This is a genomic window from Streptomyces sp. NPDC054783 (assembly GCF_053611725.1).
Genome location: NZ_JBSHAY010000030.1, coordinates 24,899 through 39,879 on the forward strand (window position 1 = coordinate 24,899; position 14,981 = coordinate 39,879).

The 14,981-nt window shown below is 70.0% G+C and carries 12 protein-coding genes; 2 read left to right on the forward strand and 10 right to left on the reverse strand.

What is annotated here, in order from left to right; translation table 11 throughout:
- Nucleotides 1-22: 22 nt before the first annotated feature.
- From ACWGJ5_RS36125 to ACWGJ5_RS36140, 4 genes are all read right to left on the reverse strand, one after another.
- Nucleotides 23-682, reverse strand: coding sequence for a ScbR family autoregulator-binding transcription factor (locus ACWGJ5_RS36125; RefSeq protein ID WP_453313855.1), 660 nt, complete (start codon nucleotides 680-682; stop codon nucleotides 23-25).
- 118 nt (nucleotides 683-800) lie between these two features.
- Nucleotides 801-1,577: an SDR family NAD(P)-dependent oxidoreductase gene (locus tag ACWGJ5_RS36130; protein ID WP_453313856.1), complete on the reverse strand. Its 777-nt coding sequence runs from the start codon at nucleotides 1,575-1,577 to the stop codon at nucleotides 801-803.
- Complete coding sequence (locus ACWGJ5_RS36135; protein WP_453313857.1) at nucleotides 1,574-2,323, reverse strand: HAD family phosphatase; 750 nt, start codon at nucleotides 2,321-2,323, stop codon at nucleotides 1,574-1,576. Before ACWGJ5_RS36135 ends, ACWGJ5_RS36130 begins: the two co-directional genes overlap by 4 nt.
- Nucleotides 2,324-2,352: 29 nt before the next feature.
- Complete coding sequence (locus ACWGJ5_RS36140; protein ID WP_453313858.1) at nucleotides 2,353-3,585, reverse strand: cytochrome P450 family protein; 1,233 nt, start codon at nucleotides 3,583-3,585, stop codon at nucleotides 2,353-2,355.
- Nucleotides 3,586-3,868: 283 nt separating this feature from the next.
- Between ACWGJ5_RS36140 and ACWGJ5_RS36145 the strand changes: the two genes are divergently transcribed.
- The gene (locus ACWGJ5_RS36145) at nucleotides 3,869-4,813 is read left to right on the forward strand and encodes a ScbA/BarX family gamma-butyrolactone biosynthesis protein (RefSeq protein WP_453313859.1); all 945 of its coding nucleotides are present in this window, start codon (nucleotides 3,869-3,871) and stop codon (nucleotides 4,811-4,813) included.
- Between the two features lie 313 nt (nucleotides 4,814-5,126).
- On the opposite strand, the gene ACWGJ5_RS36150 is transcribed toward ACWGJ5_RS36145, so the two are convergent.
- From ACWGJ5_RS36150 to ACWGJ5_RS36175, 6 genes are all read right to left on the reverse strand, one after another.
- Nucleotides 5,127-5,519, reverse strand: a complete 393-nt coding sequence (locus tag ACWGJ5_RS36150) for a DUF6009 family protein (RefSeq protein WP_453313860.1) — start codon at nucleotides 5,517-5,519, stop codon at nucleotides 5,127-5,129.
- Nucleotides 5,516-6,967, reverse strand: a complete 1,452-nt coding sequence (locus tag ACWGJ5_RS36155; protein ID WP_453313928.1) for a DNA primase family protein — start codon at nucleotides 6,965-6,967, stop codon at nucleotides 5,516-5,518. The genes ACWGJ5_RS36150 and ACWGJ5_RS36155 overlap by 4 nt, the downstream gene beginning before the upstream one ends.
- A gap of 107 nt (nucleotides 6,968-7,074) precedes the next feature.
- Complete coding sequence (locus ACWGJ5_RS36160) at nucleotides 7,075-8,187, reverse strand: bifunctional DNA primase/polymerase (protein WP_453313861.1); 1,113 nt, start codon at nucleotides 8,185-8,187, stop codon at nucleotides 7,075-7,077.
- A gap of 594 nt (nucleotides 8,188-8,781) precedes the next feature.
- On the reverse strand, nucleotides 8,782-9,162 hold the full coding sequence (locus tag ACWGJ5_RS36165) for a DUF6009 family protein (protein ID WP_453313862.1): 381 nt from the start codon (nucleotides 9,160-9,162) through the stop codon (nucleotides 8,782-8,784).
- A 214-nt stretch (nucleotides 9,163-9,376) separates the two neighbouring features.
- A complete protein-coding gene (locus tag ACWGJ5_RS36170; protein ID WP_453313863.1) occupies nucleotides 9,377-10,918 on the reverse strand; it encodes a DNA primase family protein in 1,542 nt (513 codons plus the stop codon).
- Entirely contained in the window at nucleotides 10,915-11,949 is a 1,035-nt protein-coding gene (locus ACWGJ5_RS36175) for a bifunctional DNA primase/polymerase (protein WP_453313864.1), read from the reverse strand. The genes ACWGJ5_RS36170 and ACWGJ5_RS36175 overlap by 4 nt, the downstream gene beginning before the upstream one ends.
- A gap of 796 nt (nucleotides 11,950-12,745) precedes the next feature.
- On the opposite strand from ACWGJ5_RS36175, the gene tap reads away from it, so the two are divergent.
- Nucleotides 12,746-14,980, forward strand: a complete 2,235-nt coding sequence (gene tap, locus ACWGJ5_RS36180) for a telomere-associated protein Tap (protein ID WP_453313865.1) — start codon at nucleotides 12,746-12,748, stop codon at nucleotides 14,978-14,980.
- The last annotated feature ends 1 nt before the right edge of the window (nucleotide 14,981 follow it).

Sequence of the window (14,981 nt, forward strand, 5' to 3'; positions counted from 1 at the left end):
AGCTCGCCGGAGAGGCCGCTTGTCAGGACTCGGTTGCCACGAGCGCGTCGGCGCGCCTCGCTTCATCGATGACCCGGGCGCCCCGGTCGGGCGCCGTGTCCAGCCTGATCAACGCAGCGGGCGTGGCGATGGCCGGCAGCATGTGGTTGAAGAGGACGGAGATCCTCTCACTCAGGTCCGACCAGTCGCTGGAGGCCTCGGAGAACATCTGCGTGCCGATCCATGCTCCGAGGAAGCACTCGGCCGACTCGGCGGGCACGACGTGCGGCATGACCTCGCCACGCTCCTTGGCCTCGGCCAGAAGCTTGGTGGACAGCTCGATCCAGGCGGGCCAGGCACTGCCGAACATGCGGCGGCCCTGCAGGTCCGCCGACAGGCGGATGCCCGCCAGGAGAATCACGTCCCTCGGGATCTGGTGGGCCAGCACCATGCCCACGTCCACCCACTCCTGGAGCTTCAGCTCGCGCGGCGTCCAGGCGCTGCTCGAGATCTGCGCCTCGATCACACCGCGTGCCAGGGCCTCTTTGGAGTCGAAGTGGAAGTACAGAGCGCCCTTGGTGACACCGGCCCGGTCCAGGATCTCCGCGATGGTCGCCGCCGCGTAGCCCCGCTCGGCGAAGACCTCTGCCGCGGCCTGAATAACAGCACGTCGGGTCCGTACCGCACGCTCTTGCCGTGCCATGGGACCCTCCCTAGCAGAGAAATTAAAACCGAACGCTACGTACCTTACCCTCTCTACACCTCGTTACCTCAGCCACGCGGCGACAAACATGGCGTTCGGTCCGGTGCGAGGCCTGGGTTCACCATGCGGTTCGGCCGCCGTCCACGGGCAGCGTCGCGCCGGTGACGAAGCTCGCCTTGTCACTGCCCAGCCATGCGGCCGTCTCGGCCACCTCCACGGGATCGGCGGCCCGGCCCTGGGGCGCGGACCGGTAGGCACGTTCCTCTGCTTCCGGGCTGTGCCTGAACCACTCGTCGATCATTTCGGAGCGCGTGAGTCCCGGAGCGATCGCATTGACCCGTATGCCGTGCGGGGCGTACTCCACCGCCGCCGCCTTCGTCAGTCCGATCACGGCGTGCTTGGCGGCGATGTAGGGCGCGGCCGTCGAGGAGGCGACCAGCCCCCCGACACTGCTGGTGTTGACGATCGCCCCGCCACCGCCCGCCAGCATCGCCGTGATCTCGTGACGCATGCAGTTCCACACACCGCGCACGTTGGTGTCCATGACCAGGTCGTAGGCGTCGTCCCCGAGACGGTGCAGGGACTCCTTCGGGACTCCCGCACCGGCATTGTTGAACGCGATGTCCAGGCGTCCGTGGCGCTCCACGGCGTGTTCGACCGCGCGTCGGACCTCCTCGCCGCTGCGCACGTCCGCGACCCAGTGGCTCGCTTCCGCCCCGGCCTGACGCAGTTGGGCGACCAGGTCCAGCAACCGCTCCTCGCGGCGGGCGCAGAGAACGACCGCGGCCCCCTGGCCGGCGAACACGCGCGCCGCGGCGGCGCCGATGCCGCTGCTTGCCCCGGTGATGAACGCGACCTTGCCGGCCAGCGGAGCCGTATCTCTGTTGGCGGTCACGACAGTTCCTCCCGCCCGAGCGCACCAGCGGCCCCGATGCCCTCGGCCTGCTGCCAGACGCTGCCCTCGCCGGCCTCGTGGTCCACGGCACGGAGCAGTTGCTCATCGATGCCGGACAGGCTCGACACGATGTGCCGGACACCCGCCTCCCGCATGAGGCTCCGCTGGAATCCGTGCGCGAAGGAACTGGGGTGCCCGATGAAGGGGACATCCAGTTCCCGGGCCCGTTCGGCCACGGCCGCCACATCGTCGATGAAGACCACCTGGGCGGGGGCCAGGCCGAAGAAGTCCTGGGTTATCTCACGCACGCCCGGGCGGAAGTCGTTGGTGCAGATGTAGCGCGGCTCGGTGAAGAGGGAGGCCCACGGCCCGAGGTGACGGTCGAAGTGGTTCTTGTCCAGACCGCCGTAGCACACGATCTCGAGCCCCAGTGCCCGCAGCCGTTCCAGGAGCGCGACCGCCCCGTCGAGCAGCCGCAACGGGTCTGTGCGCAGGTACCGCTCACGTTCCGTGAAGTAGGCCGTGAGTATCCCCTGGGGACTGGCCGTGCTCCCGGTCGCTTCCGCGAAGGCCTGGGCGGCGGTCAGTTGGTGCTGGGAGAGGAAGGCCCGCTCAAGGTCGGCGGTGTAGGTGAGGCCGTGCCGGAGGACCAGTCGGTGGATGACCGGGCTGAAGGTGTCGTTCAGCAGGACGCCGTCGAGGTTGACGGCCGCGAGCCGCAGGGTGCTCAGCGGAGGGTGTGACACAGGAGTTCTCCCTGGGGTGATGAGGAGGGTCAGCTCTCAGGCGTCAGCAGGACGGGGAGTTCGGCGTGCCCACTGGAGATGAAGGACTCCGAGCGGCGCAGCTCGTGCATCGGCACGGCCGGCCGGAGGTGCGGGAAGCGCTCGAAGAGAGCGGGCAGGGCGATGGTCGCCTCGCTCATGGCCAGCGGACGGCCCAGGCAGTGGTGCACACCGTGGCCGAAGGAGACGTGTTCGCGGCGCGCGCGGGTCACGTCGAAGGTGTCGGCGTCGGGACCGTGGGTACCGGGGTCGCGGCCGGCGGCGACGAGCGACAGGAGAATCGGCTCCCCGGCGGGGACCACGGTCCCGTCCAGTTCGATGTCCTCGATGGCGAAGCGCAGCGGGATGTTGGCCACCGGGGCCTGGCAGCGCAGCGTCTCGTCCACCACGGCCTCCCAGGTGACAGCACCCTCGCGAACGAGCCGGAGCTGCTCGGGATGAGTGAGCAGTGCGCAGATGGCGTGGTCGAGGAGGTTGATGGTCGTCTCGTGTCCTGCGCCCAGGATCAGGTGGAGCGTGTCCACGAGTTCCTTCTCGGTCAGCCCTCCCCCGTCCTCGTCCCGCATGGCGATCAGGGCGCTGGTGAGATCGGCGGCCGGCTCGGTGCGTTTGCGTCGCACCAGGTTGTTCAGGAGTCCGTACAGCTCGATCTGGTTCTGCTGTGCCTTCTCGGGCGTGGTCGAGGTGGTGAACAGGGTGTTGACCACCCGGTGGAAGTCGTGCCGCTCGTCGTCGTCCAGGCCGAGCATCTCCGAGATCACCTGCAGAGGCAGTTCGTAGGCGAACTCCCTGCGCAGGTCCACCGGTTGACCCGCCGGACGGCGTTCCAGGCGGCCGAGCAGCTCGTCGGTGATCGCCCTGATACGGGGCTGCAGATCCGTGACGCGCCGGGTGGTGAACGCTCCGGCGATCAGCTTGCGGAGCCGGGTGTGCTCCGGGCCGTACGCGGTGAGCATGCTGCGCACCGACACCCACATGGCGAGCGGCCACGAGTCGTCCACCTCGCGGCTGATCCACGCGGGCCAGTGCTGGTAGGCGTCCTTGGACACGGCCGGGTCCGTCATCACCTGTTTGATCAGGTCGAGTCGGTTCACCGACCAGGCCTTCACCCCGCCCGGCAGCACGACTTGGACGACCGGACCGAGCTGCCGCAGAACAGCGGCCTCGCCGTGCAGGTCCTGGCCGGACGGGTCCAGGACCAGGGGAACGGGGAGCTTGTGCACAGCTGCCTCCTGTGAGACCAAAAGAAACCGCGAAACGGGTTTTTTAATGCAAGAGCGAAGTCCACAACATCAACAGATCGAACACAAGCCTTGTCCAATTTGCCGTGTTTAACCCGCTAACCCTACGGTGACCTGCCCGAGTTAATCGGCACAACCGGAACCATCCCTTCACCCTCTGTCACGACACTTGGTCAATCCTTTACCGTACTGGCTCGCCTAGAAAACCGGTAGGTCCGTATCTTATGAGACGTCGTCGAACAGTGCTTCAAACCGGGGGTCTTTGATGGGACTGGGTTCGGCACCACACAGAGTCGGACTGTCCGCACTTCCTCGGCTGACCACGACGGTCCCGAAGGAATACGTGCACCGCGCCAGCCTGGCCGAGGTGTTCCTGACCGGCTGCACCGCCCAGCAGCAGCACAACTTCTCTCTCACGGGACAGTGGCCGCGCGCGCACACTCTGTTCAACAGCACCGACGGGAGCGCTCACGATCCGCTCCAGGTTGCAGAGACGTTTCGCCAGGCAGGGATGTTCATCGCCCACGCGGAACTGGGTGTTCCGCTCAGCCACCGGCTCGTGATGTGGAACCTCAGCTACACGACACACCCCAACAACATGGGCATCACCCTGACACCGACGGACTTCATCCTCTCCGCCAGGTGCTCGGAGATCACCTGGCGGCGGGGAGCGGCCAGTTGGCTGCGGTTCGAGATGTCCATCCACCGCGACGGAGCCCTTGTCGCACACGGCGGAGGCTCCATCTCCACCATTCCGCAGGCGGTATACAGCAGGCTGCGCTCGAACCGCACGCCGTGGTCGGGCGAGGCCTTCGCGATATCCGAGAGCCGCGCTCCGCTCGCGCCGGTGACCGTCGGGCGCACCTCCACGACGGACGTGGTGCTCTCCCCTACGGACACACCCGGCCGCTGGCTGCTCACTCCCGACCTGACACACCCGATCTTCTTCGACCACGCCGACGACCACATCCCCGGCATGGTCCTGCTGGAAGGCGCGCGACAGGCGGCCTCCGCCTCGCTCGCACCGAAGCGGCTGAAGCCCACGAACGCCTCCACCGAGTTCTTCCGCTACGCCGAATTCGACCGGCCGTGCTGGCTGGAGATCACGCGGGTCTCGCCCGAGGGCGGGGATTTCATGACCGTCGGAGTCACCGGCCGCCAGGACGGAGAGACGGTCTTCGTCTCCACTCTCACCGGGCAGACCTTCTGAAGGCGGCCGAGAACCTCTCCGGCCCGCCCTGCCCGTCACTTGCCACCGTCTGCGCGACGCGGGCGCCGCAGCACGCAGACGGTGGCACCAGGGCACACCGGCCGTTCGCGCGCCCGTGCGCGTGACAGCCGTACGGCACCCTCCCCGGGCTCCATGGACGTGACACCCATGAGCGGCCCTCCCCCGTTCCACTCACCGTGACAGTCGGTTCGAACAGCCCTCACGGCTGCCCGGACCGGCTGTCCCTCAGCACCTCGTCGACGCAAGGCCCGTCCGGGCGTTCGCCCGCTGGAAAACGACCACGCCGGGCCGGCTACGTCGACAGCGATGCCCCCGACCGGGACGAGGCCTCCCCGCCCTCCGACCGCTCCGTCTTGCGCCCCTTGCTCCCCGGCGCCAGAGTGCGCGGATCGACGGCCTCGGCGGGCGCCCCGGTGGCGTACAGCCCGTCAGGAACGGTGTCCCGGTCGTGCGGCAGCAGCCAGAACACCCGCCGGCGGAAGGTCCCGGACGAACGGGACGGCTTGGCCTTCGGCCCGAGCAGCGCATAGCCGACCATGCGGCCGTCGCGGTGGTAGGCGGGCCTGCCCTGACGGGTCGGCAGCCGGTCCAGGCTCTGCCGGACGTAGTCCAGCCCGCTGGTGTCCTCGAGCCAGACGAGGCCGACTTCGTGGACGATCTCGTCATCGGCTATGAGGGCGCTCATGCTGTCTCCTCGTCGGCGGCCAACCCGATGCCCGGGTAGTACTTGCGCTGGTTGGACAGGATCATCTGCTTCGGAGACGCCAGTCCCACCACCTCCCGGACCCGCGCGGCGAAGGACCGGGACGAGACGGCCGGGGCTCCCTCATTCTGACACCATGTCCTGTAGGCCGCGTAGAGACCGGCCTGTTCCGCCCTCAGACCCGGCTCGCGCCTGCAGGTGTCGCCCAGGAAGCGCCCGATGTGGTCCTCGGTCTCCGCGTACGCCGTGGTGGCGATGCGCACGGCCTCCGGGCCCAGCAGGTCCTTCTCTCCGCCGAGGTAGCGCCGCGCCCCGGCGACGAGCCAGTTGAGGATGCCCGCCCCTTCCTCGGTCACGAGGATGTCCGCCAGGTTGTCGACCTTCCGGTGGTCCGGCACGACCCGCTCGAAGGGGATCAGCCGCATCCGCCGCCAGAACGCGAACCCGCCCGTCCCCACCTCGGGCCGGTGGTTGCCCAGCAGCCACAGCTTGTGGGTCGGCTGGAAGCTGAAGAAGTCCTGCCGCATCCGCCGTGCCTTGATGCGGTCGCCGCCGGTCAGCAGCTTCACCCTGGCCTCGTCGAACCGGTCCCCCGGCTTGACCTCGCTGCACACGATGACCCGGCGCCCGTGCAGCTCGGCGAGGTCGGTGGGGTGTCCCTCGTAGGGCCGGGCCATGAGGAACCCGGGCGGCGCGGCGTCCGCGTAGTCGCCGACGAGCTTCATCACCACGTCCAGCAGCACCGACTTGCCGTTCTTGCCGGAGCCGAACAGGAAGGGCATGACCTGGGCGCCGACGTCACCGGTGATGGAGTAACCCAGCAGCAGGTGCAGGAAGTCGATCATCTCCGCGCCCTCGGGGCCCTCCCCGAAGGTGTCGGTGAGAAACCGGTCCCAGCGCGGCGTCGGCATCGGTTCGGGCGTGACGGTGGTGGAGCGGGAGTGGAAGTCCTTGTTCGGGTCCGGCAGGCGCTTGAGCCCGGTACGCAGGTCGACGATGCCGCCGGGCGTGCACAGCGCGTACGAATCGGCGTCCAGCAGCGCCGCGTTGAGCACCATGCCGGGGGCGGACTTGGCCTGGGTGAGCATCGCGTTCATCCCGCTGGTGCTCAGCGCGCGCCGGCGGTGCTGCTGCAGGGCGGTCGTGCTGTGCACCCCCCGCGGATCGATGGTGGCGAGGGACTCCGCCAGGTCGCCGGCGGCCCACAGCACGGTGTCGTCCTCGTCGATCTGCCAGCGGGTGCTGTCCCACCGGAACCAGCCGAGGCCCGGCACGTGCCGGTAGTCGTTGGCGTAGAGACTCACGAACAGCTTGGCGTTGCCCCGGTCACTGAGGGTGTCGGGCAGCAGCCCGTCGGCGGTGGCCTCACCGGCGGGCCTGGAGGCGCCCTGGGGCTTCGTACGGGCCCGGGGGACGCTCTGGGTCTCCATGCATGCCTCGGGGACGCCCTGGGCCTCCTTGCGCGCCTGGGGGACGCTCTGGGCCAGGATCTGCGCGGCGACCGAGCCGGCGTCGAAGAGGGCGTTGTCGTGGCCCGTCACGAGCGGCCTCCCGGGGCCAGCGGACGGGTACGGCCGGCGCTCAGCCCGCCGCGGATGACGGCACCGTAGCGCCGATCCTGCCCGGGCCGGGCCTGCCCGGCCGCCTCCCCCAGGAGCCGCTCGGCGTCGTCGGCGTCCAGCAGGCCCGCTGCGACGAGCCCGCCGGCGGTGTACGCCGCCCGGTTGAGCTTCTCGGTGAATCCCGCTCCCTCCGGGACGGCGCCGCAAGCGGCCACCTCGGCCACCAGAGAGGCCAGCACCCGGCCGGCGGCTCCGCGGCCGCCTCCTGCGGCCAGGACGGCCTGGCGGGCCCGGGGCGGCACCGGCCGGGGCGCGGGCAGGTGCGCGGGCGGCAGATGGCCGGTGCGCTCCAGCTCCCGCGCGAGCCAGGCGGGCAACGGTGCGGGCTCACGTGCCGTGCCCAGGGCCTCGTACGTACCGGCCGCGGTCACGGTGCCCGGGGCGACGATGTACCCGCCGTGCGCCCGTACGTCGACCTGCCAGGCCAGTGCCCGGCCGCCTCCCGAGCCGGAGGAGCACTGCCAGCGGTGCCCTCCTAAGGCCCGGTACCACACGTGCAGCCCGCCGGAGGGCGTGCGCACCCGCAGGGTCGTCCCGTCGTCCGCGGGAGAGGTCGCACCGCGCAGTGCGGCCAGCACGCCGATCGTGTGGAAGCCGTTGGCGAGCCCGGTCAGGTCCACGGTGTCGGCGATGCCGATGCCGGGCAGCAGACGGTCACGTCCGGGCAACTGCCGGGCATGGGCATCGATGTCGACGACGACCAGCCCTGCGGGTCCGCAGGCGATGCCGACCCCGAACTCCGGATGGGCGCCCCACCACTGCTCGATCCGGGCGAAGTCCAGCGTGGCGGCCCGGAATCCGTGGCACCAGCGCCCGGCGGCGGGACAGCGACATCCCCGGTAGGTGTGCCCGGGCTCACGGCAGGCCGCGCAGTTGCCTGCGGGCGTCTTGCGTCCTGGGGCCAGCGGATGGACCGGCCAGCCGCGGCCGGCGCACCACCGGGCGATGGCCAAGGACTGCGAGACGCCCGCTCCGACAGCAGCGGGCCGCAGTGAGTCGCTGCGCAAAGCCCGCAGCTCATCGGTCATGTGTTTCCCCCGTCAGCGACCGAAGCGACTCAAGGATAGGAACACACTAGCGAAGCGCTGATAAAGGCGGGGCCAAGTGAACGAAGAAGCCATTCCGCATCCGGAGTGCGGCAGCGACCCACAACGAGCCCACAGCGACCGAACTTTTTCGGTCGCTGCTTCGGTCGCTGCTTGAGTCGCTGCCAAAACCGCAGGTCAAGCCTCAACTACCCCCCAATTAGCGACTGAAGCGACTCAAAATCCCTGCATATAACGCCATACGCACGCGCACGCGCATACACGCACACACGCGAATGTCTCCATATACCCGGAACTTGAGTCGCTTCAGTCGCTGCTCCGCCCTCAACAGGCCTTTGACCTGGCCTTTCACCCAGCGACCGAGCAGCGACCCAACAGCTACCCAACCCTCGTTCAGTCGCTGTTCTTCAGTCGCTGCTCCCCGATCGCCGTTCTTGGGTCGCTGCACCCGAAGCGACCCAAGCGACTCAAGCGACTCTGGACCGAACCTGGATGACCGTTTCTTCACCGGGCCGTCCACCCGGAACCAGCGACCGAAGCGACCGAACCGCAGCGACTCAACGGCCGCGCCGCGGTTCAGGACGCGGCGGCTATGGCAGACGGCCCGCGCTGCGACCGGGGCGTCTTGCTCCCGGGCCTCCTGGGCTCGATCGTGCGCGGATCCACGGCCTCACCGGGTGCCCCCTCCCGGTACAGGCCCTCGGGAAAGCTGTCCCGGTCGTGGGGAAGCAGGAAGAACACCCGCCGCCGGTACAACCCGCTGTCGGGATCGGCCTCCGCCCCGTCGTCGAGGACGGCGTAGCCGACCATGCGTCCGTCCCGGGCATACGGCGGCTTGGTGTTGCGGCGTTTGGTCTTGTCGAGCGCCTGGCGTACGTAGTCGAGGCCGTCCACGGGCTCCAGCCACACCACCTCGGCTTCGTGGATGAGGTCGCTCTCGTTCAGAAGCGAGCTCATGGCTCCAGCCCCTCCTTCATCGACCGGTCCCCGGCAGCGGGCCCGGCCTGGCGTGTGTGCGTCGTGTGGTGGTCCGCGTCCCGGCGGGCGGGGCGGGAGAGAGCCGCGGGAACGGCCGTTCGCCCTCCATCGTAGGAGGACCCCCGCGCGGGGCCCAGGAGCCGCCGTACGGCCTGCGGAAAAGGCTGTACGGCCTGCGGGCGGGGCAGGGTGGTCATTCGGCCCCCGTGAGGGCGATCCCCGGGTAGTACTTGCGGCCGTTGGACTTGATCATGGCGGCGGGAGAGGTGAGGCCGAGCTCCTGCCGGACGCGCGTGGCGAAGGCCCGCGGACTGGCCGGCCGGATGCCCTCGCCCGCGGTGCACCACCCCTGATACGCGCTGTAGAGCAGGCCCTGCTCCACCCGCAGCTCGGCCGGGCTGGCGGTCTCCCGGATGCAGCATTCGCTCAGGAAACGGCCGATGTGGTCCTCGGTCTGCGCGTACTCCGTCGTCGCCACCCGCACCCGGTCGGGCCCGTCGAGCGGGTCCCGGGTGGCCAGGTAGTGGCGCGCGCCCTCGACCAGCCAGTTGAGGATGCCGGGGCCCTCGTCGCGGACCAGCTCGAAGGCGAGGTTGTCGATGCGCCGCTCGGCAGGCACGATCCGGGTGAACGGGATCAGCCGGATGCGCCGCCAGAACGCGAACCCGCCCGTCGACACCTCGGGCCGGTGGTTGCCCAGCAGCCACAGATGGTGGGTGGGCGTGAACGAGAAGTAGTCCTGCCGCATCCGCCTGGCCTTGATCTTGTCGCCGCCGGTCAGGAGGCGGACCCGGGCCTCGTCGAACTTGTCGTTGGGCTTCAGCTCGCTGCACACCACCAGGCGCCGGCCGTGCAGCTCCGTCAGTTCGGTGGAGTGCTCGGAGAAGGCACCACGGTCCATCAGAAAGCCCGGGGGCGCGGCGTCCGCGTAGTCGCCCAGGATCTGGATCATGGTGTCGAGCAGCACGGACTTGCCGTTCTTGCCCTCGCCGTGCAGGAAGGGCAGGACCTGGGCGCCGACGTCACCGGTGATGGAGTAACCCAGCAGCAGGTGCAGGAAACCGATCGTCTCCCGGCCCTCGGCGTCGTCACCGAAGGTGTCGGCCAGGAAGCGTTCCCACCGGGGGGTGGGCATCCGCTGCGGCGCGACACTGGTGGCTCGGGAGTGGAAGTCCCGCCTCGGATCGGGCTTGTTCAGCTGACCGGTGCGCAGATCGACCACACCGGCCGGAGTGCACAGCGTGTACGGGTCTCCATCCAGCGTGTCGGGATCGACCGACAGATCCGGGGCGGCCTTGGCCTGGGTGAGCAGCGCCTTTATGCCCGTCGTGGACAGCGTCCGCCGTTTGTGCGTGGCCAGTTCACGGTCGCCGTACCGCCCGAGCGGGTCGCTCTGCGGCAGGTCCTCGGCCATCTCCCCCGCCGCCCACAGGGCCGCCTTCTCCCCGCCGGTGCGCTTCCAGCGGTAGCCGTCCCAGGCGAACCAACCCAGCCCCTCGACATGCCGGAAACGGTCCCGGTACAGCTGCACGAACAGCCGGGCGTTGCCCCGGTCGCTCAAGTGCGGCGGCAGCAGCACCGGTTCCTGCCGTGCGCTGTCCGGCGGCGAGTAGACCTGGGGCGGGGAGCCCTGCGCGGGCAGGACGGCGGCGACCGGCTCGTTCTCCTGCAGCTCGAGCATCTGCTGAGCGGCAGCCTTGGGATCGAACCGCGGCGTGCTCTCGGCGCTGCTCATGTACGTCCTTCGAGGTGGAATGGGCGCGCGCCCCCTGCGGCGAGCCCGTCATCGATGATCTTCTCGTTACGGCGTTCCTGCCAGGGACGCGCCCGGTGTGCCGCGGCCAGCAACTCCTCGCGTATCTCCCCGTGCTCCAGGTGCCCGGCGGCCACCAGCCCACCGGCCGTGTACGCGGCCCGGTTGAGCTTCTCGGTGAACCCGGTGCCCTCCGGCGCGGTCCCGCAGCGCACGACCTCCTCCACCAACGGCGCGAGCACCCGCCGCGCCGCAGCTCCACGCCCCCTGCGCCGCGCCGCCAAAACGCCGGAGGGCGGCCGCGGCGCAGGAGGAGCGATCAGATGCCCGGTGCGCACCAACTCGGCGTTCAGCCACGCGGGCAGCGGCGCCGGTGTCCGGGCGGGACCCTCCGCCTCGTACGTGCCCTGAGCGGTACGTGTGCCGGGCGCGACGATGTACCCGCCGTGTGCCCGTACATCGACCTGCCAGGCCAGCGCCACCTTCGGACTGGACCCCGTCGAGCACCGAAACCGCGTGTCCGGCGCGCTGACCCGGTACCAGATGTGCAGGCCGCCCGACGGGGTCCGCACCCGCAGCGTGCCCTCGTCGCGGGCCGGGTCGGGCTGCCCACGGAAGGCCGCCAGCAGCGCCAGCGTGTCGAACCCCGAGGCGAGACCGGCGAGATCCACGGTCTCGTGGATGGGAATGCCGGGCAGCAGCCGGCTGCGGTCCGGCACCGGCGCGGGATGGGCGTCGACATCGATGACGACGAGTCCCGCGGGGCCGCAGGCGACGCCGACACCGGCCGTGGGACTCTGCCCCCACCAGGCGTCGATGCGCTCCTGATCGGTCGTCGCGGCATGAAAGCCGTGGCAGGCCCGGCCCTCGGCCGGACACGGGCACGACCGCGGGTCATGGCTTCGGTCCCTGCAGGCCGGGCAGTTCGCGGCAGGCGTCTTGCGCCCCGGTGCCAGCGGATGGACCGGCCACCCCCGCAGGGCGCACCAGCGGGCCACGGCATGCGGTGTCACCTGCCTGGCCTGCGGGGCAGGCGCGTGGGTCTGACCGGGGCACGGCACGTGGATCGTCCTCGTCGCTGTTGTTCTCGGTCCCTGCACGGGGGCAAAACACCAGGCGAGGCAGGGGCGTGAGGCGTTTTGAGGGACCGAAGGGACTGTCTTTCGCACAGAGTCTAGGGCCGCCCCGCCCCAGGACGGCGTAGCTCCCTCCCCGTGTGCCGTCGTATCGGAGTGTTCGGTCCCTTGAGTCCCTGCGGAGGGCTCGCCGGCCCACGGACTCCTCAGAAGAAGCCGGTTTATCGCATTTTCTGAGTGACCGAAGGGACTTTCGAGCCAGGTTCGAGCGAAGCGCCAGCGAGGCGGCACCCCACGGACCAGGGACCGAAGACCGTCCCTTGCCAGGGTCCCTTCGGCCCCTTGGGTCCCTTCCCGGAAAAGACCAGGTCAGCGGGGCTCTCGCGCCCCCGACAGGGACTGAAGGGACTGAAACTGCCCAGTTATGAGCTGAACTAGCGTTATTGATCTTGTTCGTCTTCACATGCGCGCACGCGTACGAATCCCCTCTGAGTTCACGTCATAATGGCGGAGTTGAGTCCCTACAGTCCCTGATCGGCGCTACGAAACCTCTCTGACCAGGCAAAACGCTTCAGGGACCAAAGTCCCTCCCGGCCCTGCATCTTCAGTCCCTGATCCCTGGGTCCCTGACCACTCAGCCCCTCTGCTCGCTGAAGTCATGTGCGATCCGCGAGCGATTTGATGGGTGATCCGGAGAGTGGTCGGGATAGGGTGTGAGCTGGAGGTGAGCTCCGTGCCCACTCAGGACGAGCTGTTCAGCGCGGTCGACGCGCTGCTGGAGGAAGTCGCCCAGAACGACCTGCCGTCGCCCGCCGAGCGCAGGCGCCTGCGGGAGGCCGCGGGGCTGAGCCAGACCCAGGTCGCGGCCGCACTGGCGACCCGCCGCGAGACGGTCGCGAGCTGGGAGTCGGGCAGGAACGAGCCCCGCCCGCCCCAACGGGCCGCCTACGCCCGCTTCCTGGAAAAGCTGGCCGAACGTTTCCCCGCCCCGGCCCTGCCGCCCCAGGAGACGTCCACCACTCCCCCGCCTCCGGCACCCACTCCCCCGCTCCCCGCCTGCTCCCTCCCGGAGCCCGCAGCCCCCCTCCCCCCGCCGGACACGCGGACGGAGACCGAGGCCACGCCCGAGAACACCCCCCAGACCGGGCCGAGGCCCGCGACCAAGCCCCGCCCGAGGACCGCACCGAGGAAGCCCCCCAGGACACCGGTCCCCTCCGAGGCCACGGCCGAGACCACCGCTCCCCGCTTCGAGAACGGCCCCCTCGCCGTCATCGGCCTCGACGGCGACCAGGTGGTGGCCTACTGCGTGGGCGGCCTGGTCCTCGACGTACCCGCCAAGAGCATCCCGGCCCTGGTGGACTGGACGCTGACCGAGGGCAGGCTCGGCCAGTCCCGGCTGCACCGGCACGGCCGTGACGCCGACCCCGTGCTGGTCCTCACCCCCGCCGCCCTGGAGCGGTACGGCCTGCCCGTCACCCTGTCCCCGGAGGAACGGCGCGCCGGACGGCTGAAGGACACCCACAAGGTGGTCAAGCAGGTCAAGAAGGCAGAACTGCAGCTGACCCAGCTCGGCTTCGGACCCTGGGCGCGGCTCTACCGCGCCCCCGAGGGCGCCCGCCGCCGCTGCGTACAGCTGTGCATCCCCTCCTGGGGCGCCCTGCCCGTGGAGGAGTGGGACGACAAGAACGACCCCCGCCTGCCGACCATGCCGGCAGCCGACCTCGCGCTGTTCCTCGGCACCTACGCGGAGCGCGTGATGACCCCGCGCGGCACCACGGCGGTCACCGGTCTGGAGCTGATGACGGCGCTGCGCCCGCCGACCCGCGCGGAGAAGGACCCGGACACCGGAGAGTTCAGGCAGGCCCTCAACGCCGACGCCCTCACCGAGGTGTACGACGTCGTCGAGTGCGAGGTCCCGGACGAGCATCCGCTGCTCAAGGGCAGGTTCGCCCGCCACCACCAGCGGACCCCGGCCGAGATGCTGCTGGAGGAACCGTACGACTGGTGCCGGGAGCTCACCGACGGCGAGTGCATGCAGCCGTACCTCGTCGCCATCGACGTCAACATGGCGTTCGCGGCGGCCGCGAACGGCCTGACCGTCGGGCTGAACGGACCCACCCACCTCACCGGCAACCCGCGCTTCGACCCCTCGCTGCCCGGCTCATGGCTGGTGGACCTCTCCCACGTCGACCTGTCCCGGGTGGATGTCGGCGGCCGCCCGCTGGACGCCGACCGGCTCCCGTCGCCGTTCACACCGAGGGGCGACCGGCCCGAGGGCCCGGCCTGGTACGCCACGCCGACCGTGGCGTACGCGCTGGAACTCGGCTTCGAGGTCGCGCCGGCCGAGGCCTACGTCCGCACCCGGACCGGCCGCTATCTGGATCCCTGGTACAAACGGCTGCGCGACGCCTACATCGCCACCATGGCCGACCTCGGGGTGAGCACCGCGATGCAGGGTGAGGAGTTCCTGCACGCCATGGCCTGCTCCCGGCACGCCGATCCGACGCTGGCGCTGGTGCTCAAGGCCATCAAGGCGACGGCCAAGGGCGGCATCGGCAAGCTGCGCCAGCGCAACCGGGGCCAGGTGCCGTACTACGAGCCGTGGCCGGCGCTCGCCCGCCCGACCTGGCGCCCCGACATCCGGGCGGCCGTCCTGGCGACGGTCCGGGTCAGCATGCACCGCAAGATCATGAAGACGGCGGCCGCCACCGATCTCTACCCTGTGGCCATCGGCACCGACGCCCTCGTCTACCCCTCCCCCGGCCCCAGCCCGCTGGACTTCCTGCCCTGCACCCCCGAAGGCAAGCCGGTGCCGGGCACGTTCCGGCTGGGAGTGAGCCCCGGCATGATCAAGCATCAGGGCACACGGAGCGTGCTGTGGGCGGAGGAACAGTTCGAGCAGCACGGCGGTGTGTTCAACATCGCCAACCACATCAAGAACGACGGCACCGCCGCCGAAGGGGAGTAGC

Coding starts and splice junctions, on each gene's coding strand:
- ACWGJ5_RS36125 (WP_453313855.1), bottom strand. CDS start 682: ATGGCACGGCAAGAGCGTGCGGTACGGACCCGACGTGCTGTTATTCAG.
- ACWGJ5_RS36145 (WP_453313859.1), top strand. CDS start 3,869: ATGGGACTGGGTTCGGCACCACACAGAGTCGGACTGTCCGCACTTCCT.
- ACWGJ5_RS36150 (WP_453313860.1), bottom strand. CDS start 5,519: ATGAGCGCCCTCATAGCCGATGACGAGATCGTCCACGAAGTCGGCCTC.
- ACWGJ5_RS36155 (WP_453313928.1), bottom strand. CDS start 6,967: ATGGAGACCCAGAGCGTCCCCCGGGCCCGTACGAAGCCCCAGGGCGCC.
- ACWGJ5_RS36160 (WP_453313861.1), bottom strand. CDS start 8,187: ATGACCGATGAGCTGCGGGCTTTGCGCAGCGACTCACTGCGGCCCGCT.
- ACWGJ5_RS36165 (WP_453313862.1), bottom strand. CDS start 9,162: ATGAGCTCGCTTCTGAACGAGAGCGACCTCATCCACGAAGCCGAGGTG.
- ACWGJ5_RS36170 (WP_453313863.1), bottom strand. CDS start 10,918: ATGAGCAGCGCCGAGAGCACGCCGCGGTTCGATCCCAAGGCTGCCGCT.